This is a genomic window from Granulicella sp. S156 (assembly GCF_009766105.1).
Classification (GTDB): Bacteria; Acidobacteriota; Terriglobia; order Terriglobales; family Acidobacteriaceae; genus Granulicella.
In genome coordinates, this window is the sequence record NZ_LMUH01000006.1 from 44,712 (window position 1) to 69,549 (window position 24,838).

19 protein-coding genes are annotated in these 24,838 nt (G+C 59.7%); 15 read left to right on the forward strand and 4 right to left on the reverse strand.

The window, feature by feature from the left end; translation table 11 throughout:
* The first annotated feature begins 12 nt into the window (after nucleotides 1-12).
* Nucleotides 13-1,977, forward strand: a complete 1,965-nt coding sequence (locus tag GSQ91_RS04830; protein WP_158820135.1) for a CocE/NonD family hydrolase — start codon at nucleotides 13-15, stop codon at nucleotides 1,975-1,977.
* 52 nt (nucleotides 1,978-2,029) lie between these two features.
* Here the strand turns inward: GSQ91_RS04830 and GSQ91_RS04835 are convergent, their stop codons facing one another.
* Together GSQ91_RS04835 and GSQ91_RS04840 are read right to left on the reverse strand one after the other, a co-directional pair.
* The gene (locus GSQ91_RS04835; protein WP_158820136.1) at nucleotides 2,030-2,617 is read right to left on the reverse strand and encodes a Fic family protein; all 588 of its coding nucleotides are present in this window, start codon (nucleotides 2,615-2,617) and stop codon (nucleotides 2,030-2,032) included.
* Nucleotides 2,618-2,620: 3 nt separating this feature from the next.
* Nucleotides 2,621-2,839, reverse strand: a complete 219-nt coding sequence (locus GSQ91_RS04840) for an antitoxin VbhA family protein (protein ID WP_158820137.1) — start codon at nucleotides 2,837-2,839, stop codon at nucleotides 2,621-2,623.
* A gap of 211 nt (nucleotides 2,840-3,050) precedes the next feature.
* Between GSQ91_RS04840 and GSQ91_RS04845 the strand changes: the two genes are divergently transcribed.
* Nucleotides 3,051-3,347, forward strand: coding sequence for a DUF1330 domain-containing protein (locus tag GSQ91_RS04845; RefSeq protein ID WP_158820138.1), 297 nt, complete (start codon nucleotides 3,051-3,053; stop codon nucleotides 3,345-3,347).
* 20 nt (nucleotides 3,348-3,367) lie between these two features.
* On the opposite strand, the gene GSQ91_RS04850 is transcribed toward GSQ91_RS04845, so the two are convergent.
* Nucleotides 3,368-4,744, reverse strand: coding sequence for a Xaa-Pro peptidase family protein (locus GSQ91_RS04850; RefSeq protein ID WP_254064363.1), 1,377 nt, complete (start codon nucleotides 4,742-4,744; stop codon nucleotides 3,368-3,370).
* A gap of 43 nt (nucleotides 4,745-4,787) precedes the next feature.
* Between GSQ91_RS04850 and fbp the strand changes: the two genes are divergently transcribed.
* The 3 genes from fbp to priA all read left to right on the forward strand — a co-directional run bounded on the left by fbp (nucleotide 4,788) and on the right by priA (nucleotide 9,809).
* On the forward strand, nucleotides 4,788-5,771 hold the full coding sequence (fbp, locus tag GSQ91_RS04855) for a class 1 fructose-bisphosphatase (RefSeq protein WP_158820139.1): 984 nt from the start codon (nucleotides 4,788-4,790) through the stop codon (nucleotides 5,769-5,771).
* The gene (locus GSQ91_RS04860) at nucleotides 5,771-7,039 is read left to right on the forward strand and encodes an alanyl-tRNA editing protein (RefSeq protein ID WP_158820140.1); all 1,269 of its coding nucleotides are present in this window, start codon (nucleotides 5,771-5,773) and stop codon (nucleotides 7,037-7,039) included. Before fbp ends, GSQ91_RS04860 begins: the two co-directional genes overlap by 1 nt.
* A gap of 220 nt (nucleotides 7,040-7,259) precedes the next feature.
* Nucleotides 7,260-9,809: a primosomal protein N' gene (priA, locus tag GSQ91_RS04865; protein WP_158820141.1), complete on the forward strand. Its 2,550-nt coding sequence runs from the start codon at nucleotides 7,260-7,262 to the stop codon at nucleotides 9,807-9,809.
* 289 nt (nucleotides 9,810-10,098) lie between these two features.
* Here the strand turns inward: priA and GSQ91_RS04870 are convergent, their stop codons facing one another.
* A complete protein-coding gene (locus GSQ91_RS04870; protein ID WP_158820142.1) occupies nucleotides 10,099-10,368 on the reverse strand; it encodes an HU family DNA-binding protein in 270 nt (89 codons plus the stop codon).
* A gap of 318 nt (nucleotides 10,369-10,686) precedes the next feature.
* Between GSQ91_RS04870 and dcd the strand changes: the two genes are divergently transcribed.
* The 10 genes from dcd (at nucleotide 10,687) to GSQ91_RS04920 (ending at nucleotide 24,686) form a co-directional block, all read left to right on the forward strand.
* Nucleotides 10,687-11,241, forward strand: a complete 555-nt coding sequence (gene dcd, locus GSQ91_RS04875) for a dCTP deaminase (protein WP_158820143.1) — start codon at nucleotides 10,687-10,689, stop codon at nucleotides 11,239-11,241.
* 240 nt (nucleotides 11,242-11,481) lie between these two features.
* Nucleotides 11,482-13,356 carry a 1-deoxy-D-xylulose-5-phosphate synthase gene (dxs, locus tag GSQ91_RS04880; protein WP_158820144.1) on the forward strand — a complete coding sequence of 625 codons (1,875 nt, stop codon included), beginning with the start codon at nucleotides 11,482-11,484 and terminating at the stop codon, nucleotides 13,354-13,356.
* A gap of 366 nt (nucleotides 13,357-13,722) precedes the next feature.
* Nucleotides 13,723-16,428 (forward strand): TonB-dependent siderophore receptor, encoded by a 2,706-nt coding sequence (locus tag GSQ91_RS04885; RefSeq protein ID WP_254064364.1) that lies wholly within the window; start codon nucleotides 13,723-13,725, stop codon nucleotides 16,426-16,428.
* A 25-nt stretch (nucleotides 16,429-16,453) separates the two neighbouring features.
* Complete coding sequence (locus GSQ91_RS04890) at nucleotides 16,454-17,149, forward strand: Fe2+-dependent dioxygenase (RefSeq protein WP_158820145.1); 696 nt, start codon at nucleotides 16,454-16,456, stop codon at nucleotides 17,147-17,149.
* 183 nt (nucleotides 17,150-17,332) lie between these two features.
* The gene (locus tag GSQ91_RS04895; RefSeq protein ID WP_158820146.1) at nucleotides 17,333-17,896 is read left to right on the forward strand and encodes a DUF2127 domain-containing protein; all 564 of its coding nucleotides are present in this window, start codon (nucleotides 17,333-17,335) and stop codon (nucleotides 17,894-17,896) included.
* A 334-nt stretch (nucleotides 17,897-18,230) separates the two neighbouring features.
* A complete protein-coding gene (locus GSQ91_RS04900) occupies nucleotides 18,231-18,677 on the forward strand; it encodes a division/cell wall cluster transcriptional repressor MraZ (protein WP_158820147.1) in 447 nt (148 codons plus the stop codon).
* A 40-nt stretch (nucleotides 18,678-18,717) separates the two neighbouring features.
* Nucleotides 18,718-19,611 carry a 16S rRNA (cytosine(1402)-N(4))-methyltransferase RsmH gene (gene rsmH / locus GSQ91_RS04905; RefSeq protein WP_158820148.1) on the forward strand — a complete coding sequence of 298 codons (894 nt, stop codon included), beginning with the start codon at nucleotides 18,718-18,720 and terminating at the stop codon, nucleotides 19,609-19,611.
* Between the two features lie 278 nt (nucleotides 19,612-19,889).
* On the forward strand, nucleotides 19,890-20,420 hold the full coding sequence (locus tag GSQ91_RS04910) for a cell division protein FtsL (protein WP_158820149.1): 531 nt from the start codon (nucleotides 19,890-19,892) through the stop codon (nucleotides 20,418-20,420).
* Between the two features lie 118 nt (nucleotides 20,421-20,538).
* Complete coding sequence (locus GSQ91_RS04915; protein WP_158820150.1) at nucleotides 20,539-22,899, forward strand: penicillin-binding protein; 2,361 nt, start codon at nucleotides 20,539-20,541, stop codon at nucleotides 22,897-22,899.
* A 272-nt stretch (nucleotides 22,900-23,171) separates the two neighbouring features.
* A complete protein-coding gene (locus GSQ91_RS04920; protein WP_158820151.1) occupies nucleotides 23,172-24,686 on the forward strand; it encodes a UDP-N-acetylmuramoyl-L-alanyl-D-glutamate--2,6-diaminopimelate ligase in 1,515 nt (504 codons plus the stop codon).
* Nucleotides 24,687-24,838 lie beyond the last annotated feature (152 nt).

Consider the following 24,838-nt stretch of genomic DNA (forward strand, 5'->3'; position numbering starts at 1 on the left):
TAGGAGAGTGTGATGCGTGTTGTCTTGAAGTCGGCCATGATGGCCGGTGTTTTCCTGGGATCGTTGACAATGGCTTCCGCGCAGACGCAGACGCAGACGCCAGCGCCGACTCCTGCTCCTCCGCCTTCTCCGCAGCAGCAGATGCACGACCTGATCGAGTTTGTGAAGACTCACTACACCAAACACGAGTACCGTGTTGCGATGCGCGATGGGGCAAAGCTCTACACCGTGGTCTACACGCCGGTTGCGGGGCAGTTCAGCGATGCCGGACCCTATCCATTCATGATGTCGCGCACGCCGTATAGCTGCGGTAACTACGACAATTCCATTTTGCAGCCGCGTGTGACGAACAATGTCACTCTTATCCATAGCGGGTACATCCTCGTCTGCCAGGATGTGCGCGGTCGCTGGGAGAGCGAAGGAACGTGGGTCGAGATGACGCCGTCGAAGGACGGCAAAGGCATCGACGAATCGACCGACATGTATGACACGGTCGACTGGCTACTGAAGAACGTCCCCGCCAACAATGGCAAAGTGGGCATACAGGGCATCAGCTATCCGGGGTTCTATACGGCAGCGAGCATTGTGGACAGCCATCCGGCGATCAAGGCTGCGAGCCCGCAGGCTCCGATCATCGACCTTTGGATGGGCGACGATGCGTACCACGGTGGGGCCTTCATGCTGGATGGCAACCACTCGTTCTACGCGCCATTCTTTGGCCCCCAGAAGAACCCTTTGAAGGTCGAGCCGAAGAACGACTTCGACTTCGGCATGAAGGATATGTACGCCTACTACCTGGGTATGGGTACGCTGGCAAACCTCGACACCCCTAAGGGTGGGACGAACGAGTACTTCCACGACCAGATCGTGCACACGACCTACGACGGCTACTGGCAGGCGCGCAATCTCGCACCCCACATGCACGGCGTAAAGACCGCTGTGATGGCGGTCGGCGGCTGGTTTGACGCTGAGGATTTGGCGGGACCGGTAAAGGTCTTTCATGCGATCGACAAGCTGAGCCCTGAGGCGGCTGCGAACACTCTGGTCGAAGGCCCCTGGGTGCATGGCGGATGGGCACGCGGTCCAGGTTCATCGCTGGGAGACATCCACTTCGGCTCAGAGGCGTCGGCGTTCTATCGCGAGAACATAGAGGCTCCGTTCTTCGCGCACTATCTGAAGGATGCGGACTGGACCCCGCTGCCCAAGGCCTATGTATTCGAGACCGGAAGCAACGTATGGAAGAAGTACGATGCGTGGCCTCCCAAGCAGGCAGAGGCGAAGACGATCTACTTCCAGCCCGGCGGCGGCCTTGCCTGGACCGCTCCGAAGGCTCGCGACAGCAAGGATGAGTATGTAAGCGATCCGGCGCATCCGGTGCCGTTTACCGAGTACACCACCGACGACATTCCGCAGCGCTACATGGACGACGATCAGCGTTTTGCAGCGCGTCGGCCGGACGTGCTGGTGTATGAGACCGAGCCGCTGACGGAGGATGTAACCGTAGCCGGCCCGGTGAAGCCGAAGCTGAAGATTGCATCCACCGGCACAGACTCGGACTTCGTCGTGAAGCTGATCGACGTGTACCCAAACGACTACAAAGACCCAGACGAAGAGGCGAATGAGGGCAAACATGTCACAGCAGCTCCGCCGGTGTTTCTGCAGGGCTACGAGATGATGGTGCGCGGCGAGCCAATGCGCGCCAAGTTCCGCAACTCGTGGGAAAAGCCCGAGCCTCTGGCTCCAGGCAAGGTGACGGACGTCGAGTTCACCATGCAGGATGTGAACCACACGTTCCTGAAGGGGCACCGCATCATGGTGCAGGTGCAGAGCTCCTGGTTCCCACTGGTGGACCGCAATCCGCAGACGTTTGTGGACATCGCCAAGGCCAAGCCCGAAGACTTCAAGAAAGCCACCGAGACGGTGTTTCATCAGGCAGATGCAGCGAGCGGGATTGAATTGTTGGTGTTGCCGAAGTAAGGCTGATCGCGAAGAAGGAGTCAGGGCCGCGAGAGAATCGCGGCCTTCTCTTTTAAAGAAGCCGTTTGCGGATGAGTGCGGCGAGGGCTGAGCTGTCTCCTGCTGCATAGCTGATGCGCGAGGCGTGATTATTTTCTTCCGGCTCGAGTCCGGTCCATACCAGGCGATGACCCGCAGTGAGCGCGAGCGTTCGTATGAACTCTCTTTGAGCCCGGCCATTGCCCTCGCGGAAGGCATGAACGGCGTTGATCTCCCCTAGATAATGGCCTGCACGGAGAGCAAAACGGTCAGGATCTAACTGTTTGAGATGGCTCTCGGTACGCAACGCATTGAAGATCGTTTCGAGCGAAGGGATGATGAACTGCGGTGGCGGAAATCCGAAAGAGTTGGTCCGTGAAGTCGTGACTTCACGGAAGTCGCCTGCCCAGGGGAAGATGTCTTGAAAGATGTAACGATGGATCGCGCGGAGATGGGGAATGTCGAACTTGCCAGCGACTGGTTTCTCGTAAAGCAACATTAGACGCCCGGTGGCATATTCGGACGCTTTGCGGGTCAATTCGGCCGGATCGATAGCTCCAAGCTTGTTCTTTAGAATGCCGTGTTGTTCATCGAATTGCGAGTCTACCAACTGCGGCTTCATTGGCTATTTGCGAGCGTTAGCGAAGATGGTTTCTACCAGTTCGTGCATGCTCACATGCCCTTCGACGAACTTCTGCATTAACCCAATCGTTTCGCCGGACGGCAGTTCACCTTCTGCAGCCATTGTTCCGAGCACAGAGTCGACAGCTTGTTGACGGTCATTTCGTTTGGATTCATCGAAGGCTGCGACTGCGGGAACGGGTACCACTTGAGCGGCGACCATGGCAATCTCCTACTTCTATTTTACGCTCGCTACGGTATTGAAAGGGCCTAAAATCTCCTGACATAGCGTTGTCAGGTGGATACTTTTACCATTCGAGTAGTGGGAGTTTTTAAGACTCTCAACTTCGTTCTGGCCTGCTGAAGGCAGGTCTACAACTAGAGCATGAGTAGGTAACTATTCATGGGAGAAAAATGCCCGCTTATGGAGAAAAATGCCCGCTTATATCGTAATCACCCGCGAAAAGACTCGAGATCAAACTCAGTTGGATCAGTATAAGAAACTGGCTTCTCCCAGTTTCAAGGATCACCCGGTTATCTTTCGCGCTCGCGAGGGCCGTCAGGAAGTATTGGAAGGACCCGCGGCGGAAAATATTCTTATTCTCGAATTTTCCAGCTACGAAGACGCGAAGGCCTGGTATCACAGCCCGGAGTATCAGGAAGCGAGCAAACACCGCTTCCAGGGCGGAGACTACCGTTTCATCCTCACGGAAGGTATCAGTGGGGCATAGCCCCCTGATGCCGATGGAGGCTATGCCTTGTCGAACGGATGCTCCAGACTGGGACTCTGGGGCGTGAACAACTCCGCGCCATTCTCAGTGATGTGCATGTCATCTTCAAGGCGAACGCCGAACTTACCTTGCAGATAAATTCCCGGCTCATCGGAGAAGACCATGGTGGCAGCCAGCTTCTGGGTATTGCCGCCGACGAGGTAGGGCCACTCGTGCATGTCCAGCCCAATGCCGTGGCCGACGCGGTGAGTGAAGGAGTCGTATCCGGGGCCATAGCCCGCATCGATGATGACCTTGCGAGCCGCTGCGTCTACGGATTGCGCCTCGACGCCCGGCCGGGCCGCCGCGAGCGCTGCAGCCTGCGCGCGGTGGACGATGTCGAAGACAGTGCGCTGTAGATCGGTCGGCGTGCCGTAGACAAAGCTGCGCGAAATGTCCGAGGTGTAGCCGTCGACGGTGCAGCCGTCGTCGATAAGCACCATCTCGTGCTCGTGAATGGTCTGTGGTGTTCCGAGGCCGTGCGGTACAGCGGTGTTCGTGCCGGTCTGGCAAGAGGCATCGCCCTGCACGCCGCAGCGCTCGTAGGCTTTGGTGATGAGATCGGAGAAGCGGTGGTTGGTGTCTCCGGGGCCGCATGAAAGATACACGGCCCTGTAGACATCGAAGGTGATGCTATTAGCCAGGCGCAACAGGGCAAGCTCCGCAGGCGATTTCAGCGAACGGCAACCTGCGGTGACCGGCGTTGCGGAGACCAGCTTAAGCGCCGGGCAGGCATGGGCGATGGCGTTTGTGAAGGCGAACTGAGTGTGCTCCTCAATCCCCAGCGTCCCCGTCGCGACGGAGCTATCGGCCAGCGCATGCTGCAGGGTAGCGTACGGGTCTTGATTTTCCTGCCAGAGATAGCTCAGCGTCGTATCGTGCTCCGGAAAGTTGCGCTGCGCCTCGTTGAGGCGGTCACGCTCCAGGTGCGGGCAGATGACGAATGGCGCGGCGGCCTGCGGAATGACATAGGCGAAGAGCCGTTCCGACTGCCCCCAGCGCGTCCCCGTGTAGTACTGGAGCGAGGCTCCGGTGGTGATGAGGATGGCGTTCAGACCATTCTGTTTCATCAGGTCGCGGGCCAGGTCCAGCCGCGAGTTCCGCTCGTCGACGGTGATGGGGACGATGTCTTTACGGCGGTCAGCGAGCGCCAGAATAGGCGCGGGTAACGAGGGTTCGCAGGGCTGTGGGGCAGGTTTTTGCTGGGCGTGGAGCGCGAGTGTTGGCGCTGTGGCAGCGGCGGTGAGCAGAAATCGGCGGCGAGAGACCATGGCAGAATTGTAGGTCGAAAATCCGGGCAATGCTTGCTGGCTACCGGTGCGATTAGCGGGAGTGTGGGTTGGCGAGGCTAGGGTCACGGTGCTATGTTCGGGCTTGATTCGAGAATGTAGTGGAGACGAGATGGCGACCAAGGTAACGGTAGAGCAGCATGTGGCGGAGGGCGCAAGCCCGGAGCTACGCGAGGTGTTTGGAGGAATTGCGGCGGCAGCTCGCGAGATTGGGAAGAAGATCCGGCTGGCTGGCCTGAGCGACGTGCTCGGAGCGTACGGCGCTGTAAATGTGCAGGGCGAGCAGCAGCAGAAGCTCGATGTCTTCGCCAACGGCGTGATGCTGCGTTCGCTGGGCAAGCTAGCGAGTGTGATCGCGTGTGTCAGTGAGGAAAACGAGGAGCCAATTCCTTTTTATCGCGCAGGTGCGAAGTACATCGTTATCTTCGACCCGTTGGACGGCTCATCGAACATCGACGTCAACGTGAATACCGGCACCATCTTCAGCGTGCAGGAACTCAGCAGCAGCACTGCGGACGCGACGATCTTCGATGTTACGGCTTCGATCCTTCAACCGGGAACAAAGCAGGTCGCGGCGGGTTATGTCGTCTATGGGCCATCGACCGTAATGGTGATGACCACGGGGGCGGGGGTTGCGGCGTTCACGCTGGACGATAACGGCGATTTTGTCCGCAGCAGTGAGTCGATGCACATGCCGGAGCAGGGGCCGTACTACTCTGCAAACGAAGCCAACGCAGCGAGTTGGCCTGCGGCCTATCGCGAGTACCTGGCGATGCTGTTGCGCGGCGAACTCAACGGCAAAGCCTACAGTGCACGCTACATCGGCAGCCTGGTAGCAGACTTCCACCGCACGCTGCTGAAGGGCGGCGTGTTCCTCTATCCGCCGACCGACAAGGCCCCGAAGGGCAAGCTGCGGCTGCTGTATGAGGCGAACCCACTGGCCCTTCTCGCCGAGCAGGCCGGTGGAGCAGCGGTGAACGGGCCAAAACGGATTTTGGAGTTGCAGCCGGAGCAGATTCACCAGCGCACGCCGCTCATCGTCGGAAGCAAGCGTGAGGTAGAGGCCCTGCAAAAGGCCGTGCTGGAGGCTCGCTAGTGTCGGCTGGAAATATTGCGGAGAGGCTCTATTACGATTCGCCCGAGCTGGGATTTACGGCGACAGTGACGGACATCCGTCTGGACTCGCACGAGAAGAATGAGGCAGGTGAGAAGCAACAGCTCTGGCAGGTTGCGCTGGATCGCACGGCGTTCTACCCGGAGGGTGGCGGCCAGCCGTGGGATACTGGCGTGCTCGTCGCGGTCTCGCGCAGTGGAGCGACGCTGGAGGTTCCCGTCGAGCGCGTCGAAGAAGACGATGCAGGCGAGGTGTGGCACTTCGTCCGCAAGCCGCTGGTCGAAGGCACAGAGATCACGGGCCGCGTGGATGCCGCAAGGCGCATAGACCATGCGCAGCAGCACTCGGGACAGCATCTGCTGTCAGCGGTGTTCCTGAGCGAACTGGATGCAAAGACGGTCTCGTTTCATCTCGGAACCGAGACCTCGAGCATCGATCTGGTGCTGCGCGAAGGTGCGGAACGGCTGTCCGAGGAGGAGCTGCAACGAGTAGAAGCTGCGGCAAATCGCCTCATCTTTGAGGATCGTGTTCTGACGCCTCGCTGGGTTCCGCAGCATGTTGCAGTGGCGATGTATGAGCATGGCGACCTGCGCAAGCTGCCCGAGCGCGAAGGGCCGATGCGGATTGTCGAGATGCAGGGTGTGGAGTTCAACGCTTGCGGAGGCACGCATGTGGCCTCGACGGGCGCCATCGGCGGGCTGATGCTGCGGCGTGTAGAGAAAGTGCGTCAGGGCTGGCGAGTGGAGTTTGTCTGCGGCCTGCGTGCTGTTCGTGCGGCGCGCAGAGATTTCGAGTTGTTGACCGGAGTTGCTGGTTCGTTGAGCGTCGGTACTGGCGATGTGCCGGGACGCGTGACAGCGCTACTGGAAGACGCGAAAGCTGCAACAAAGGAGCGGCGCGGGCTCATCGAGGAGCTCGCGTGTGCCGAAGCCGTGGCTTTGGTTACAGGGGCTATTGAGGGTGCTGTGATACGTGCGGTGTTTGTAGGCAAGGATATGGAATTTGCGAAGCAGGTTGCCGCAAGGGCCACAGGCTTCGGTCGCACAGCGGTGGCAGGTGCAATAAATGGATCAGAAGGGGCGATTGCGCTGGCACGGCCCGCCGGCTCCATGGTCGATTGCGGCAAAATTCTCCGCGAGGTATTGGGTGCAGCGGGCGCACGCGGCGGCGGGTCAGCGGAGCGCGCGCAGGGCGTATGCCGCGCGGAGCAGGTGGAGGAGTTGGTGGGCAAGTTGGTCGAAGCGCTCTGAGTACTTGTGTAAAACCCACTGCTAGAGCAATTCCCGTATGGATGTGAAGTGGAGAATCCCTGCGAGTGCTGTTTTCTTGGGGAAAAACAGCGTATAGATCTGTGGCTCGCTCTACACCTATACGGGAATTGCTCTATCGTCGTATCTGATCAGCTATGCCAAAACTGTAGCCTTGGAACATAGGGCCACAGCCGGTGTGACGAATATCCTAGTAGGTACAGTGTCTCTCTTCGCCGATGTCGCGTTGCCAGTTCCGCTCGATCGAGCATTCACGTACAGCGTGACGCCGGGTGCCGAGCCTGTTGTTGGTGGGCGCGTGCTGGTGTCGTTTGGTGGGCAGCAGCTCAGCGGTGTTGTCGTTGCGCTGCATGATGTACGTCCTGCCCCAGAAGTTGAAGTCAAGGCCATCGCACGCGTACTCGATGAATCGGCGCTCCTCTCCGACGAACTGATGCAGCTTGGTAAGTGGATCGCTCAGTACTACTGCGCCCCGCTGGGCGACGTGCTGCGCGGCATGCTGCCGCTTACGGCTGAGGTGCGGCGGCAGTGGGTATACCGCATCGGCGAGCAGGGCAGGCGGGTGCTGTACGAAGGCGCGGCCAAAGGTTCGTCGCGGCGCTCGAAGCTGAGCGTCGAGGACCAGAACCGCGAGTATGCGGTGCTCAACTATCTCGAAGCGGCTGAGGCGGTAAAGACAGGGACGATTCGCAGCGCGACAGGCGCGAATAAAGCGCTCCTTGATGCCATGGCGAAGAAGCGCTGGCTGGTTCGCGAGCCGCTGGCCGAAGTACGCGATGCACGCCGAGTAGAGATGGTGGCTGTACTCCAGGAAGCAGGAGACAGCGAGCAGGAGACCGAGAAGAGCGAAGACCCGACCGCAGGAAAACGGCTGCCGAAGCTGAATGAGAATCAATTAGCCGTGATGGCGGAGCTTGCGGGCTGTGGTGGACGCGAGTTGGTCCGCGAACTGCGCGCACGGCTTGGCGCACGAGGCGTCCCTGACTCCTCGCTTGCGACGTTGGTCAAGCGTGGGCTCGTGCGCCTGGAAGAGACGGCGCAGGCGTTTCATGTAAGCGGGCTGGGGCATGGCGGCAAGAAGTTTGCGCATGAGCACGCGCTGAACGAGGCGCAGACCGAGGCCCTGGGCACGCTCGTTGCAGCCATGGAGAAGGGCGGCTTTCGTCCGCATCTGCTGTACGGCATCACCGGCTCAGGCAAGACCGCAGTCTATGTGGCCGCAATGCAGCGCGCGCTCGCAGCAGGGAAGAGCGCGCTCCTGCTGGTGCCGGAGATCGGGCTCACGCCGGGGATCGCGGCCCAGATGGTGGCGGCGTTTGCCGGTGAGGTTGCCTTGCTGCACTCGCAGCTTACGCCGGACGAGCGCGCCGAACAATGGCATCGCATACGCCGTGGAGAGGCGCGAGTCGTCGTCGGCACGCGTTCTGCAGTCTTTGCGCCGATGCCGGATCTTGGGCTGATCCTCGTCGACGAAGAGCACGACGGCAGCTACAAGCAGGAGGAGACCCCGCGTTATCACGGTCGCGACGTCGCCGTGATGCGGGCCAAGCTGCTCGGCTGCACCGTCGTGCTGGGCTCGGCGACGCCCTCGCTCGAAAGCTGGAACAACGCTGAGCGTGGGCGTTACGTCAGGGTCGAGATGCGCGAACGCGTGCAATCGCGGCCCCTGCCCGCCGTCGAGATGATCGACATGCGCGAGGAGTTCCGCGAGACCGGCCAGGAGCAGATGTTCTCGCGCAGGCTCATCGCCGAGACCCAGGCCACCCTCGATCGCGGCGAGCAGGCGATCATTCTCCTCAACCGGCGCGGCTACAGCTTTGTGGTGATGTGCCGAAGCTGCGGCGAAAAGATCGAGTGCGAGAACTGTGCCATCTCACTGACCTATCACAAGCCCGGCAACGAGCAGGACCTGAACGGCGAGGCCCGGGTGGGGCAGCGGTTGGAGTGCCACTACTGCGGCTTCCGGCGCGGCGTCCCGAAGGCCTGTCCGAAGTGCGCGAGCGAGCACCTGTACTACCTCGGCGCGGGCTCGCAGCAGGGCGAGGAGCGGCTGCAGGAGCTCTTTCCGGGCGCTCGTATCGGCCGCATGGACCGCGATACGGTGCGCACACGCGGCGACATGGAGCGGCTCCTCACTCGGCTGCACTCCGGCGAGATCAACCTGCTGGTGGGCACGCAGATGATCGCCAAGGGGCATGACATTCATGGGGTCACGCTGGTCGGCGTCGTTGGTGCGGACTTTGCGCTGGGATTGCCGGACTTTCGTGCCGCCGAGCGTGTCTTCCAACTCATCACGCAGGTCAGCGGACGCGCCGGACGGGGTGAGCTCCCCGGCAAGGTGCTGGTGCAGACCTACCAGCCCGACCACTATGTAAATAAGTTTGCGCGCGAGCACGATTACACCGGCTTTGCGGCGCGAGAGATGTACTTCCGCCGCGGCATGCGTTATCCGCCGTTCAGCGTGCTGGCCAACGTGATGGTGCAGAGCGAACGGCTGGAAGAGGTGCTGGACTGGTCGTCGCGGCTGGGGAGATGGTTTGAGCAGCGAAAATTAGTGGGTGTCCGTGTTCTCGGGCCTGCTGCAGCGCCATTATCGCGGCTCAAGCGAATCTACCGCTATCACTTCGTGCTCAAGGCCGATCGCCGCGATGTGCTGGGGCCGGCACTCCGCGAGATGCTGGGAGTTGTGGATCGCGAAGAGATTCCACGCCGATCCATCGTGGTCGATGTCGATGCCATGCACCTGATGTAGGTAGGCGCCAACGATCCGGGTGCCCCATCTTCGCGACGGCTTCATCGTCGCTAAGGTGGGCATCGCCCGAAGGGCGACCGCTCCTGCGACATGCCAAATCAGAAACCACCGATGTACGCGGTGCTTCCGTAGCGACTGAGGCCGAATGTTATGCGATCGATTTTACGGTTGTGGCTATATGAAAATAAGCAGGAGCGGTCGGGCACTCGCCCGATGCCCATCTTAGCCGCGCAAAGAACGCGCGCCGAAGATGGGGCACCCGAATTGTCGCGAAGATTGCATCTGGAATTTAGTCCAGCAGGTGAAGTTCTTTCCCCGGCTTGAAGCGGACAGCCTTTCCAGGCGTGATGGAAACCTCGGCGCCTGTACGGGGGTTACGTCCCACACCGGTCTTGCGGGGTTTTACGGTGAACACGCCAAAGCCCCGTAATTCGATGCGATCGCTGTCCCCGAGGGCATTCTTCATCGCCTCGAAGATGGCGTCTACGGCCGCTTCCGCCTTGGTACGCGGAAGACCTGTGCGTTCTACTACGCGCTGAATGAGGTCTTGCTTAATCAATCAGGGTCGCCTTTCTTTTTCCCGAACACAGATTCTGGGCACCGTGTGCGGTCCCGATGTACGCCCGTCTCCGATGGTAGAAAGGGCTATTTCGATTGTCAACGCCGCACAAGAGCTTGAGATGGAGCATTTCCACGGATAGGTTGTAGGCCGAAGTAAAAAGTGTGTCTGCCGTTTTCCTCAAGAAAATGGAAACCGGAGTTGTATCGAGGTCACAGGAACCGGTGAAATGCTCTAGGCTCAATGCAACAGGATAGAAAAGGCCAGACTAGCATCTGTTGCGGGTCTGTGCATTCAGGGCGTTATTCAAGGAGCACGATGGCAATCAAGAGCGATAAATGGATTCGCCGGCAGGCGGTCGAAAATAAGATGATCGAGCCCTTCAGCGAGAAGCAGGTGCGCGACGGCGTCATCTCCTATGGGTTGTCTTCGTACGGCTATGACCTGCGTGTCTCCGACGAGTTCAAGATTTTTACCAATGTCAACAGCGCCATCATCGACCCCAAGAACTTCGATGAGCGTTCGTTTGTCACCGTGCAGGCGCCGAGCGTGATCGTTCCGCCCAACTCGTTTGCGCTGGCGCGTTCGATTGAATACTTTCGCATCCCGCGCGATGTGCTCACGATCTGTGTCGGCAAGAGCACATATGCCCGCTGCGGCATCATCGTGAACGTAACGCCGTTTGAGCCGGAGTGGGAGGGGTTTGTAACCCTCGAGATCTCCAACACGACGCCTCTGCCGGCAAAGATCTATGCCAACGAAGGCCTGTGCCAGATCCTGTTCTTCCAGAGCGACGAGGTCTGCGAGGTCAGCTACGGCGACCGCAACGGCAAGTATCAGCGGCAGCAGGGGATTGTGTTGCCCAAGCTGTAGGCGAGAACGAGCAACTGCAACAGCCTTGACGCAAAGCGCGCCAAGTAAGCCAAGGACGCCACGGAAGCCGTGGCGTCCTTGGCGTTTTCCCTCCGCGCCCTCTGCGTGAGCGCTTTTACAGGTGCTTGAAGCGGCGTTGACGTTACCATCCCGGCGAGTACGCTCCTCCGGTTGATACACTGGATAGCTAGGCCTTCTTGCGGCGGGTTGTAGCCGCGCGGCCCGATGACGGGTTTTGGTATGAGCGAGCATTTAAGCAAAATTAAATCTCCGGCCGATGTGAAACGGTTGGGGATGGTAGAACTGGAGCGGCTTGCAGAAGAGATTCGCGAGCGGCTTATCCTCGGTGTAGCTAAAACCGGCGGACATATCGGTCCAAATCTAGGGGTGGTCGAGCTGACCATCGCCATGCACTACGTCTTCGATACCCCACGGGACAGCTTCGTCTTCGATGTCAGCCATCAGAGTTATGTCCACAAGCTGCTGACTGGGCGCGAGGACCGTTTCGAGACAATCCGCCAGCCCGGCGGTCTGAACGGCTTTATGCTGCGGACGGAGAGCGAGCACGACAGCTTTGGCGCAGGACATGCCGGAACGGCGCTGAGCGCGGCTCTGGGTATGGCTGTGGCGCGCGACATGAGTGGCGGCAGCGAGCACGTCGTTGCCCTGGCGGGCGATGCCGCGTTTACCAACGGCATCAGCTTTGAGGCCCTGAACAATATGGCCGCTCAGACCAAGCGGCTGATTATTGTTCTGAACGACAACGAGTGGTCGATCGACAAGAACGTTGGCGCCATTGCCGAGTATTTCCACAAGATCGCCACGAATCCGACGTACGTCAACATCCACGACCGTGCGGCTGGACTGGTCGAAAAATTCGGTGGTAAAGCTGCCCGGCACATCGCACGCAAGGCCGAAGAGGCGGCCAAGGGCATCGTCGGGCGCGGCATGATCTTCGAGGAGTTTGGCCTGAGCTACTACGGCCCGCTCGATGGCCATAACCTGCCCCTGCTGATCGAGACGTTCAAGTTCCTCAAGCGGCAGAACAAGCCCGTTGTACTGCACGCGCTTACCCAGAAAGGTCGCGGGTTCCAGCCTGCGCTCGAGAAACAGAAGAAATTTCATGGCCTGGGGCCCTTCGACCCTGAGACGGGCGAGACCAAGCCGGCAGCGCAGAAGACCTATTCGGAGATCTTTGCCGAGACCCTGACCAAGCTCGCGGACATGGATGACAAGGTCGTCGCAATCACGGCGGCGATGCCTAACGGCACGGCACTCGACCTCTTCCGTCCGCACCATCCCAAACGCTACTTCGATGTCGGCATCGCCGAAGAGCACGCGGTGTTGTTCGCGGCGGGCATGGCGACCAAGGGCTACCGGCCGTTCTGCGCGATCTATTCGACGTTTTTGCAGCGCGCGTTCGACCAGATCGTGCATGACGTAGCGCTGCAGAATCTCCCGGTTGTCTTCTGTATGGACCGTGGTGGGTTGAGCGGCGATGACGGTCCCACACACCACGGATTGTTCGATATCAGCTACCTGCGCGGTGTGCCCAACATCGTCCACATGGACCCGAAGGACGAGGACGAGCTGCAGGACATGATGTACACGGCGCTGCACCATGACGGTCCAAGCGCCATCCGCTATCCGCGTGGGACGGGGCCCGGTACGGTCGTAAAGGTTCAACCGGTGGCGCTGGAGATCGGCAAAGCCGAGGTGCTGCAGGACGGGTCGGATGTTGCGATCTTTGCCCTGGGTGCGATGGTGGCAGAGGCCGATCGGCTGGCGAAACTGCTGGAATCTGAAGGCCAGAGCGTTGCGGTGATCAACGCCCGCTTCGCCAAGCCGGTCGATGGCGAGTGCATTGCGCGCTATGGAAGACGCTGCGGACTGGTGGTCACGATGGAAGACCATGTGCTCGCCGGTGGCTTCGGCTCGGCGGTGCTGGAGAGCCTGAATGCGCAGGCGATCGATGTCCCGGTAATTCGGGTGGGCTGGCCGGACGAGTTCATCGAGCACGGTAAGCCCGAGGCCCTACACGCAAAGTATGGCCTGACGGCGGAGGCTGCGCTGGAGCGTGTACGTCCGTTGCTGAGAAAGCCTGTCGCAGTTTAGACCTCTCAACCGGAGCAAGAACAAGCAACTGCAACATCCTTGACGCCAAGCGCGCCAGGTAAGCCAAGTTTCGCCACGGAGGCCGTGGCGAAACTTGGCGTTTTTCCTTTGCGCCCGTTGCGTCAAGGTCTTCGGGTGCTTCACGCTGCACTCCTCTCTCCGAAATTCGCACAGAAATTTCGATCTACGACTCATCTAGTCCTAGATATGCGGTAAGCTAATTCATATCGGACTGATGTGGTCGGTATTCGTCGGCGCTTGAGAGAGCTGCCAGGGGCGATGTCGGCTTTCTGGAGGGGTTCCAGGTACATTAGGCGGGAATTTGCAGTAAGTGAAGGATAGGGCGCGTGAATTGAGGACCGCGCTATGACAGGGCGACGGATGGCGCGTGAGGGCGAGCCGGCCGCTAACGATAAAGGGAAGATCGACGTGAAGAAGAAGTCTGCAAAGAGTGCGATGACGTGCGGTACGAAGACAAAGCTGGTCGCACTGGCAACGGCAGTCGCATACGCGACGGCGGGTCGTATGGATGCAATGGCGCAACAGACGATCGCCGAGGTAGCCAAGGATCCGGCGCCCGCACAGTTGCCGGTACGGCGTTTTCACGTCGTTGAGGGAGCATTGGCCGCGGCGCTTGAAGCGTATCAGGAGCAGAGCGGCGTTACGGTCAAACTGGAGATTCCGGCAGCCCAGCTTGCAGGCTTCAAGACCTCGGGCGTGAGCGGCCTCTATGCGAACGACTCGGCGTTGCGCCAGTTACTTGCAGGCTCTGGCTTGAGCTTTAAGTTCGAAGGCTCGGACACGGTTTCCATCGGGCTGCGCCACTCGGATTCGGTAGACGTGACTGCGGGGATCTCCGACTCGGTGTCGATGAGCAAATTTACCGAGTCGCTGCTGGATACACCGCAGTCGGTGTCGATCGTGCCGCAGTTTGTCCTGAAGGACGAGCAGAACCGTACCCTCATGGACGCTGTGCGCAATGTGCCGGGCATCAGCCTTGCGGCCGGTGAGAGCGGAGCCCAGGGGGACAGCTTTACGATTCGCGGCTTTACCGCGCGCAACGACATCTTCCTGGACGGCATTCGCGACTTCGGCAGCTACTATCGCGATAGCTTCAACTTCGATCAGATAGAGGTGCTGGAAGGGCCCGCCGGCGTGCAGTTCGGCCGCGGCTCGACGGGTGGAGTCGTCAACGAGGAGAGCAAGGTCCCGGCGGCGGATGAGTTTGTGAACGTGCAGGCGCAGGTAGGTACGGACCTGACCCGTCGCGTGACCGCCGACATCAACGAGCCTCTGCCGGATCTCGCCGAGGGTGCCGCGTTTCGCCTGAATGCCATGGCGAATGAAGGCGGAGTGGCAGGACGGCCATATGCCGAGAACCGTCGCTTTGGCCTGGCGCCGTCCATCAGCTTCGGCCTGAACTCGCCGACGCGGCTGACCATCAGCTACTTCCATTTCACCGAGAGCGATACGCCCGACTACGGCTTGCCGTGGTTCTTCAACCGGCTGGCCCCGGGCGTCAATCGGCACTCTTACTTCGGCTTCCCGGACGAGAACTTCCTGCGCACGAGTGACGACATCCTCACGTTGAAGGCGAATCACGCCTTCTCAGAAAAGGTTGACGTGCATACCATCGCCCGATGGGCCAACTATCCGCGTGACGTGCAGATCACCGAGCCGCAGATATGTTCGAACGCCACTGTAAGCGTTCCCGTTGGGGGCTACGTTGCGTCGCTGCCAACCAGCGCGGTCAACACGGGGGTGACGTGTCCCTACACCTTTGCGACTCCTCCGGCCCAGATGACCGTGAATCGCAACCAGATCCAGGTCAAGAGCGTGGAGGGCGACCTGTGGGACCAGACAGAGGTAACCGCGCACTTCAAGGTTGCCCATGTCCGCAACGACTTTGCCGGCGGTGTTGAGGGTGGGCAGGAGATCTCCAACCCCATCAAGACGAGCTATACCGAGAACAAGATCAACTCGGTAACTCCGACCAACCTGGTAACGCCGAACCCGCACGATGTGTTCTCGGGGACGGGATACATCTCGTCGATTACCCACGTGAAGTCGATGAGTGCCGGGCTGTATTTCGTCGACACGATGAAGCTGGGCCGCTTTATTGAATTGAGTGGTGGCGTTCGCTGGGATTACTTCGACACGCTGTTCAACCTGTACGCCCCTGCGACTGGTGTGGCGGGTGCCGCTCTGACGGCTGCGATTGCCCCGATCTCGCAGACGGTCCATCAGCCGAGCTATCGTGCCGCGGCTGTCTTCAAGCCGAACTCGCACGGCTCGGTGTACTTCGACTGGGGAACCAGCTTCGATCCTTCGGCAGAGACCCTGAGCCTGAGCGTCGCTACCAGCGTCCTTCCTCCGGAAGAGAACGAGAGCTACGAGGTCGGCGCGAAGTACAGCTTCCTGAACGAGCGCCTGCGAGTGGAAGGAGCATGGTTTCGCACCGAGCAGGACAACGCCCGCGAGACCGATCCAAACAACTCGAACAACATCGTGCTTGCGGGTAATCAACGCGTGAAGGGCGTACAGGCCAGCGCCGTCGGGCAGCTCGGAGGCGGACTAAATCTCGTGCTCGGATATGCGTATCTGGATAGTGCGGTGCTGGCCTCGAAGGAGTTCCCCAGCTCGATCGGATACCAGTTGGCAAATGTGCCCAGGCAGACGTTCAATTTCTTCCTGACGCACAATCTGCCCTTCAAGTTGAGCGCCGGCTTCGGCGGGAATTATGTCGCCAGCCGTACAGCGAGCTCCACGACGCCATATGTCCCGACGAGCTTTGGCCCGGCACAGACGTACGCTTTGGGCAGCGCTCCGTGCGCCACCAGCGAGACCCCAGCCGTGACGACCTGCTACCAGGTGCTTTCTACGGCGATGAAGCAGGTGCCGGGCTACTGGGTGTTCAATGCGATGGTCAAGCGGCCTATTACGGATCGTCTGGAGCTGCAGGCGAATGTGTATAACCTGCTGAACCGCTTCTATATCGACCAGCCGCATCCTAGCCATTTGATACCGGGTGCAGGGCTGAGCGCGCTGATTGGGGCGAACTTCAGGTTCTAGCTGCAGTACGAGGCAAAATCAAAACATGCTCATCACAATCGAAAAAGTACTCACGGCAGAACAGGTAGCGGTGGCGAGGCAGAAGCTCGCCACCGCGGAATGGGTCGATGGCCGCGTAACGGCGGGCTATCAGGCGCAGGAGGTCAAGCGCAACGCGCAGCTTCCGGAGACCTCGCCCGTAGCCAAAGAGCTTGGCGAGATGATCCTTGCCGGGCTCGCGCGTTCGCCTCGGTTCATGTCGGCGGCACTGCCGTTGCGCGTATTTCCGCCGATGTTCAACAGCTACGCCGGCGGCCAGACCTTCGGGACGCACGTGGACACCGCAATTCGCCAGCTGGTAACAACAGGACAGCGCATCCGCACCGACCTGAGTGCGACGCTCTTTCTCACTCCACCCGAGGAATACGACGGCGGCGAGCTCATCGTCGAAGACAGTTACGGCGAGAAGAGCGTGAAGCTCGCAGCTGGCGACATGGTGCTGTATCCAGCGACGAGCCTGCACCGCGTCGAACCCGTGACGCGCGGCAACCGCATCAGCTCCTTCTTCTGGATGCAGAGCATGATCCGGCAGGATGCCCACCGCATCTTGCTTTTCGATCTCGACGAGTCGATCCAGCGGCTCGCCCGATCCGAGCATGCCGCCAGCCCTGAGGTGAAGCAGAGCTCGGTGCAGTTGACCGGGGTGTATCACAACCTGCTGCGGCAATGGGCGGAGATGTAGGGGCAGGAAACAGCAAACAGGAAAAGCAAGTTTGAGCTTCGGCGCGGCACAATTGCGCCGAAGAGTGCCCACGTCACCCTCATGGCGCGGGCACTTTTGTTGTCTCCAGGTCTGGCACGGAGACCCTGCGAAGATACGGCTCCGTTGACAAAGCGGCGGCTCACCCGTCAACTGTAAGCGGCCATGCAGCAAACAGTTTCAAATTCGAACCCAGCCACGCAAGACGGCGAACCAACGACAGAGCTCCAGCCACACACACACGCCAGGCATTCGCGCGGGCTATTGCTCGTAGGCCTCTTCAAAATGAGCAAGGCGCTCTTCTTCACGGCGCTTGGCGCGGGAGCCCTGCATCTGGTGCATCGCGATCTTGGCGACATGGTGATGAAGCTTGCCGACGCTCTGCGGATCGACCCCGAAGGCAAGCTGGTATCCCTGCTGATGGACAAGGCCGACCTGATCGACCCCCACCACCTGCGGCAGGCGGGGATACTCTCCTTCCTCTACGCGGGAGTCTGCGTGGTAGAAGGTACAGGGCTGCTGTTGGAGAAGACCTGGGCTGAGTACTTCACCGTCATCCTGACGGCCGCGGCGCTGCCCTGGGAGATCTATGAGCTCTTCGCCCACTTCTCCAGCTTCCGGATCGGACTTCTCCTCATCAACCTCGCCGTACTGGCCTATCTGCTCTGGTTCTTGAAGCACGAGCGAGAGCAGAAGAGCGCGCTGAGCAATATCCAGGGACCGGCGTAAGGCAGAGGCGAAGAGACTTTCGCCTTATTTTCGCCTACAATAGGGCGGGCAGAAAAGGCAAGTGCGTCCCGAGGTACGAATCACAGGGGTCAACACTACCTGTAGTAGTTGATGTTTGTATTCCCACAATAGGCTGGATTTTCCACATTTTGCGTGGAAAAAGTGTAGCCCAATCCCAATTTAGGGCTTTACAGCGACCTCATTACGCGAGAGTCTGGTGGAGCGAAGTGGTCTGAAGTGGTCAAAAAGGGTGAATGATACGCAGTTCACCCCTCAAGTGTACCCGGGGTCTGCTTCTCTAACGCAAGGGAAGGTATCGCCTGAGGTTCAGAGTATGTTTCGCGGCAATCACCCAACTCGAGTAGACGAAAAAGGCCGGCTGAAGCTTCCTGCCGACTTTAAGGGTCAGCTCGCCGGGGGCGAAGACGAGAAACAACTCTTTTACATCACCAGCAAAGACGGCAAGCGTGCTGAGATTTGGCCGCTCAAGGCGTGGGAGGAAGTCGAAGCCAAACTGGCCAAGATTCCGAATATGAACCCGGCCAAGCAAAAGTTTCTGGACGTGACGAGCTACTACGGCCAGATGGCAGAGATGGACAATCAGGGCCGCCTCTTAGTTCCGCAGTTGTTGCGGGAGTCGGCAAAAGTTATGGCGGATGTTGTGGTCTTCGGGAAGCAGGATTATCTCGAAGTCGCCAACCGCGAGATGTTCGAGGCAGAGCTGAAGGCAGCTCCACTGACAGCAGAGGATCAGGCCGCTTTGGCGGACCTGGGGTTGTAGCAATTTGAGTCCCTCAGTGGGACGCATGGGTGGCGGAGTGATGGAAAGACCGCAACACGTGCCGGTTCTTTTGGAAGAGAGTCTGAAGTACCTGAATGTGCAGCCTGGCGGCGTGTATGTAGACGCAACGCTGGGGCTCGGAGGCCACTCGGCAGCCATTGCGAGGAAGCTGGGCGCCTCCGGGAGGCTGATCTGCTTCGACCGCGACCCGGAGGCCATGGGCAAGGCGCAGGCGAGGCTCGCGGCAGTTGCCGAGGAGCTCGGAGCCGAAATGCCGCAAGTGCAGTATGTGCCGCGGCCGTTTTCGGAGATCGCCGAGGTGATTGAGCCGGGCAGTCTGGATGGTTTGCTCGCCGACTTTGGCGTAAGCAGCCTGCAGCTGGACGAGGCGCACAGAGGATTTAGTTTTCGGACCGATGGACCGCTGGACATGCGAATGGATTCGCGCAGCGAGTTGACGGCCCAACAGGTGGTAAATCAGGCAGACGAAGAAGATCTCGCCAACCTGATTTACGAATTCGGAGAGGAAAGGAGGTCGCGGAGAATCGCCAGAGCCATTGTGCGGGCGCGGCCGATAGAAACGACAGCAGAACTTGCTCGAGTGATATCGGCCGTCGCCCCATCAATGAAAGGCGACAAGATTCATCCCGCAACGCGAACCTTCCAGGCCTTACGAATTCGTGTGAATGATGAATTAGGAGAGATTCAATCGCTGCTGAAGAGCGCGGGGTCTCTGCTGAAACCGGGTGGCAGAGTGGTGCTGATCAGCTTCCACTCGCTGGAAGACCGGCCGGTAAAGGACAGTTTCAAAGAGGCGGCCAAGGCAGGCACGCTGGAGATTTTGACCAAGAAACCGGTCGCGGCAGGAGAGCAGGAATCGCTCAGAAATCCACGGTCGCGCAGTGCGAAACTGAGAGCTGCGGAAAAAGTTTAGGAGTGGCAAGTGGCAAGTGAATAAGTGACCAGTAAAAAAGCGAGTTTCGCTGCTCTTCACTAATCACTTACCACTCCTCACTTATCACTGTTCTAAGGATCGGGCCGGGGTTGTCCTGCCGTGCTTTCAGGCGAAAGACACCCAAGTACCAAAAAATCCCTTCCTCCCATCAGCAACCCCGGCCCGGGTTGCACTCGCGAGAAGCGAGTCGAGAAGAAGGGCCGGGCAAAGTTTAGATCGAGCGGCTGGTGGCCGCGTAAGAGGCAGGGAGGCAAGCAATGGCAACGATGGCGATAGGGCAGGAGATGGAGCGGATGCACACACGGCGCGCAACAGGAGGCCGTGCGGCGAGCCGGGCGAATTTGGCCGAGCGCAATCGCGAGCTCTATGAGCTGCAGCGGCCGCGCCGCCGCGGCCCCACGCCCGAGATGTTCTTCAGCAAGCACATCGATAACACCCGCATCGTGAAGGCCGACGATCCGGAGCGCCGCCGCGAGATGCGCAGCTTCACGATCGTGATGACCCTATTCTTCGCGTTGACCATGGTCTACGTATGGCAGCACTTCTCGGCGATTGAGGTCGGATACAAGGTTGAGGCGCAGAAGACGCAGGTGGAGCAGATGCGTGAGACCAACCGCCAGCTTCGCCTGACGGAAGCGCAATTGAGCGATCCCGGCCGCATCGATCACCTCGCGAAGCAGCTCGGGCTGGACGCTCCTCTGCCCGGCCAGGTAGTACGCCCGGATGGATCGAGCCTTGCAACGCCTGTGCTGGCACAGGCGCACATGCCGGCATTGAACGTAAACTAAGTTGTCAGTTCTCAGTTGTCAGTTCGCGATCTCCAAAGCTGAGAACGGACAACTGAGAACTGACAACCAGGAACCAGCAGTTATTGCGAGAGCAACCTAACGGAACAGGACCCCAGACATGAAGTCGTCGCCACGTAAGGCATTGACCGCGCCCATTCGCCGGGTGCGCTTTGTCTATGTCGCGACGTTTTTTTGCCTTTGGGTGGGGTTGATCGCGTTCCGTCTCAGCTGGCTGCAGATCGTACGCCACAGCGAGTTCGTCAAGCGGGCCGCCGAGCAGCAGCAGCGCACCTTTGAGGTAGCGCCGCGGCGTGGCGTGCTGTACGACCGCAATCTGCGCGAGCTCGCCATGACGGTGTCCGTAGATAGCGTCTATGCGGAGCCGAGTGAGATTGGCGAGAATCGCCAGGAAGATGCGGCAATGTTGGCGAAGATCGTCCACACCGACTCTCTCGACCACTTTACGACCCAGCAACAGATTCTTGCGCGCATGAATGCGTCACGACACTTTGCCTGGGTGGCTCGAAAGCTCGATCCGGATACTGCGGAGCGCGTGCGAGAGCTGAACCTCAAGGGCATCTACTTTCAGAAAGAGTTCAAACGCTTCTATCCGAACGCCGACCTCGCGGCCCATGTACTGGGCTACGTCGGCACCGATGATGCTGGACTCGGCGGCCTGGAGAGCGAGTTCGACGACGAGCTGCACGGCACGCCCGGACATATGCTGACGGCGCTCGACGCCAAGCGGCACGCGCTGGGGTCTGAGGAAAGCGAGCCCATGCCGGGCGAGAACCTCGTGCTGACCATCGACTCGAATATTCAGTACATGGCCGAGCGCGTGCTCGATGAGCAGGTGGCGAAGGTCAAGGCACTGCACGGCACGATCGTGGTGCAGGACCCCCACACCGGACAGATCCTGGCGCTTGCAGTCTCCCCTCGATTCAACCCCAACGACTCACGGCACCTCGATGCCGACTCTCTGACAGACCTCGCGGTCAGCGATATCTATGAGCCGGGTTCGACATTCAAGCTGGTCACGTATTCGGCCGCAATCGATGGCGCGGGTGTCCAGCCGACGGATATGGTCGACTGTCAGGGCGGCGCGATGACGATGTTCGGGCGCACGCTGCATGACGACAAGGCCGACCACTACGGCGTCATCACGGTGCGGAAGGCTCTGGAGGAATCGAGCGATGTGGGCGCGGCCAAGATGGCGCTGAAGGTTGGCCCAGACAAGTTCTACGACTACATGAAAGCGTTTGGCTTCGGCGAGCGCTCCGGCATTGAGCTGCCCAGCGAGACGCGCGGCCTGCTGCGGCCACCCAGAAAGTGGGGATCGACCAGCATCCTGTCGCTCGCCATCGGCCAGGAGATCGGTGTAACGCCGGTGCAACTGGTAACGATGGTCTCAACGATCGCCAACGGCGGAACGTATATTCCTCCGCACGTGCTGCTGCAGTCGACCGATCAGATGAAGGGCGATTCCCGACTTCATGCTGTTCCCTTCCATCCCGTCGCCGATCTGCCGAGCACCTTGCCGGATGGTTCGCACCGTGTGATCAAGTCCTTCACGGCAGCGCAGATGCGCTCCATCATGGAAGGCATTGTGACCGAGGGAACAGGCAAGTCGGCAGCGTTGAACGGGTATAGCTCCGCCGGTAAGACGGGGACAGCAGAGAAGGTCGATCCGGCAACGCACACGTACTCGCACACCAAGCTGGTGGCGAGCTTTGCGGGCTTTGCTCCTGTGAACAATCCGGCGATCTCGGTAGCGGTCGTCATCGATACACCTTCCGTGGGGAGCGGATACGGAGGCATCGTCTCTGCGCCGGTCTTTAGCGAACTCGCGCAGCAGGTGCTGGAGTACCTCGGCGTACCTCACGACCAGCCGCTGAAGACCAAACAGGAGATAGCCCAAGCGGCCGCGTCCGTTCAACCGGAAGATGATTCAGACCATGTGGATGATCTGAATGCCATGTTCGATCAGATCAACAGCCTGCCGGTGGACGACCCTCTGCGGCAGCCCGCGAATGCAGCGGCGATGGCCCAGAACCAGGCCGCGGACTCCGTGCAGGAACAGCAGGAACAACAGAGGTCTCAGCAGGCAGCGGCGTCTCAATCGCACACAGGGGCTTTAGCCAATTCGCTTTCCGCGAAGGTGCTCGCAGCCTTCCATGCGAACGGCAACACAAATTCTGTCATCAACGACACGAGCGCGAATACGAATCAACCTGTACGAACTCCGCAGATCCAGCCCGAGGTGCAGTCGAAGGCGAATGGCGGAGTCGTCATCGATGCCGGCAAGCGGGTGGCAGTGCCGGACTTCCATGGAACGGACCTGCGCGCAGCCATCGAGCACGCTGGGAACCTTGGTCTGCGCGTGCAGCCGGTGGGCAGCGGGCTCGCACGAGACCAGGCCCCGGCCGCAGGTACGATGGTGCCGGTGGGTACCGAAATTGTTGTACGTTTTGCGCGCTAGGATCTACCAAAAATTTACGATAGCTCTTGTCTTTGTTTTTCTAGTTTGTCATTCCCGTAGGGAATCTGCTTCTGTATCTGTAGTTGTTGTTTTTCGGAGTAGCCGGGGCCTTTAGGTCCCGGAATCAAGGCTACGCAAGAAGGGGCTTTAGCCCTGGGCCTCCTGCTGAGGCTGGCAAAAGAGCTGGGGCTAAACCTGCAGAATATTGTCTACCTCTACGGCTTAAAGGCCGCTTCTCCGCCAAAAAGGTGTAAACGAACAAGGATCAATACATGCAATGGATCGAAGCCATCTCGAATGTTCGCGTGAGGGAGACCGCCGGTTCGCGCACCATCGACGTTCGCGGCGTGCAGTACGACTCGCGTCGCGTGACCGCCGGCGACGTGTTCGTCGCCATGAAGGGCGGCTCGAGCGACGGCAACCGCTTTATCGATAAGGCCATTCGACAAGGCGCGGTGGCGGTCATCACGGACTCAGCGGAGACATTTGCAGAGCTTCGTGAGCGCCAGCCGGAGTTGGCCGTGGCCCTGGTCGAGCATGGCCGTCGTGCGCTTGCGGAGATAAGCGCGGCAGTCCTCGGCCACCCCGAACAAAAGCTGAAACTCAGCGCCGTGACCGGTACCAACGGCAAGACGACAACCGCCTTTCTGCTGGAGCAGATGCTGCGCAGCGTCGACCGCAAGAGCGTGCTGCTGGGCACGATCGAGACACATATCGGGAATGTGGTGCGCGAGAGCGAACACACCACCCCGGAGAGCCGCGATGTGCTCGCGGTTTTTGCCGAAGGCGTGCGCGCAGGCTGTACTGAAGCCGTGATGGAGATGAGTTCGCATGCGCTGGAGCAGGAGCGGGTATGGGGCCTGCCCGTGGATGTCGCAATCTTCACCAACCTCACGCAGGACCATCTGGACTATCACGGCACGATGGAGGCGTACTTTCAGGCCAAGGCCCGAATCTTCGCGGGTGTAGGCGCTCCGCCGCCGCGTGTGGCCGTGATCAATCTCGACAGTGAGTACGGCGATGAGATGTGTCACGAGTTCTGCGGTGCCACACTGATGAGCTACAGCACTGGGGAGTTCGGCAACTATCGGGCGGAGAATATAAAGCTCGCGCTGGGTGACACGCACTTCGATTTCGTAACGCCTGCGGGACGAATTCCAATCCACTCGCCCTTGAGTGGACGTGTCAACGTGGAGAATTTACTGGCAGCTTCGTGTGCGGCTTTGGCCAGAGGGCTAACGCTGGAGCAGGTGGCCCACGCTGCTGCCACGCTGCATCAGGTTCCGGGGCGCTTTCAGGTAGTGCCCGGTTCGAAGGCTGCCGGATTCTCCGTCGTTGTGGACTATGCGCACACGGACGATGCACTGCGCAATCTGATTGCTCTGGCTCGCGAATCGGTGGGCGAACACGGCGGGCGCGTGATTACGATGTTCGGTTGCGGTGGAGATCGCGATAAGACAAAGCGCCCGAAGATGGGCCGCGCTGCCGGAGAAGAGAGCGATCTTGTCATCGTGACCAGCGACAATCCTCGCAGCGAGGAGCCGATGACGATCATCAACGAGGCTTTACTGGGGGTACGCGAGACGCTGACGACCTTCATCGTCGAAGAAGACCGCCGCGCTGCGATTGAGGTGGCCATTCGCTCGGCGAAGTCCGGGGATATTGTGCTGCTCGCCGGTAAGGGCCACGAGAAGGTGCAGATCTTTGCCGACGGTGCAGTGCCCTTCGATGATGTCGCAGAAGCGGAGCGAGTCCTGCGCGAACTGCATGTCGAGGTCGCCAAGTGAGACCGTGCGTTGAGGTGAGTAAGCGAGAATAGAAATAGATGTAGCTGGCTTTTGTTTTTCTGGTTTGTCATTCCCGTAGGGAATCTGCTTCTGTCTTTGCTGTTGCTTGTTTTTCGCCGTTGGCTCAGGATGACGGCGAAAAACAAAAGCAA

What these genes read in the sequence shown, in the direction of transcription:
- GSQ91_RS04830 (WP_158820135.1), top strand. Translation starts at nt 13, where the DNA reads ATGCGTGTTGTCTTGAAGTCGGCCATGATGGCCGGTGTTTTCCTGGGA.
- GSQ91_RS04835 (WP_158820136.1), bottom strand. Translation starts at nt 2,617, where the DNA reads ATGAAGCCGCAGTTGGTAGACTCGCAATTCGATGAACAACACGGCATT.
- GSQ91_RS04840 (WP_158820137.1), bottom strand. Translation starts at nt 2,839, where the DNA reads ATGGTCGCCGCTCAAGTGGTACCCGTTCCCGCAGTCGCAGCCTTCGAT.
- GSQ91_RS04845 (WP_158820138.1), top strand. Translation starts at nt 3,051, where the DNA reads ATGCCCGCTTATATCGTAATCACCCGCGAAAAGACTCGAGATCAAACT.
- fbp (WP_158820139.1), top strand. Translation starts at nt 4,788, where the DNA reads ATGGCGACCAAGGTAACGGTAGAGCAGCATGTGGCGGAGGGCGCAAGC.
- dcd (WP_158820143.1), top strand. Translation starts at nt 10,687, where the DNA reads ATGGCAATCAAGAGCGATAAATGGATTCGCCGGCAGGCGGTCGAAAAT.
- dxs (WP_158820144.1), top strand. Translation starts at nt 11,482, where the DNA reads ATGAGCGAGCATTTAAGCAAAATTAAATCTCCGGCCGATGTGAAACGG.
- GSQ91_RS04885 (WP_254064364.1), top strand. Translation starts at nt 13,723, where the DNA reads ATGACAGGGCGACGGATGGCGCGTGAGGGCGAGCCGGCCGCTAACGAT.
- GSQ91_RS04890 (WP_158820145.1), top strand. Translation starts at nt 16,454, where the DNA reads ATGCTCATCACAATCGAAAAAGTACTCACGGCAGAACAGGTAGCGGTG.
- GSQ91_RS04895 (WP_158820146.1), top strand. Translation starts at nt 17,333, where the DNA reads ATGCAGCAAACAGTTTCAAATTCGAACCCAGCCACGCAAGACGGCGAA.
- GSQ91_RS04900 (WP_158820147.1), top strand. Translation starts at nt 18,231, where the DNA reads ATGTTTCGCGGCAATCACCCAACTCGAGTAGACGAAAAAGGCCGGCTG.
- rsmH (WP_158820148.1), top strand. Translation starts at nt 18,718, where the DNA reads ATGGAAAGACCGCAACACGTGCCGGTTCTTTTGGAAGAGAGTCTGAAG.
- GSQ91_RS04910 (WP_158820149.1), top strand. Translation starts at nt 19,890, where the DNA reads ATGGCAACGATGGCGATAGGGCAGGAGATGGAGCGGATGCACACACGG.
- GSQ91_RS04915 (WP_158820150.1), top strand. Translation starts at nt 20,539, where the DNA reads ATGAAGTCGTCGCCACGTAAGGCATTGACCGCGCCCATTCGCCGGGTG.
- GSQ91_RS04920 (WP_158820151.1), top strand. Translation starts at nt 23,172, where the DNA reads ATGCAATGGATCGAAGCCATCTCGAATGTTCGCGTGAGGGAGACCGCC.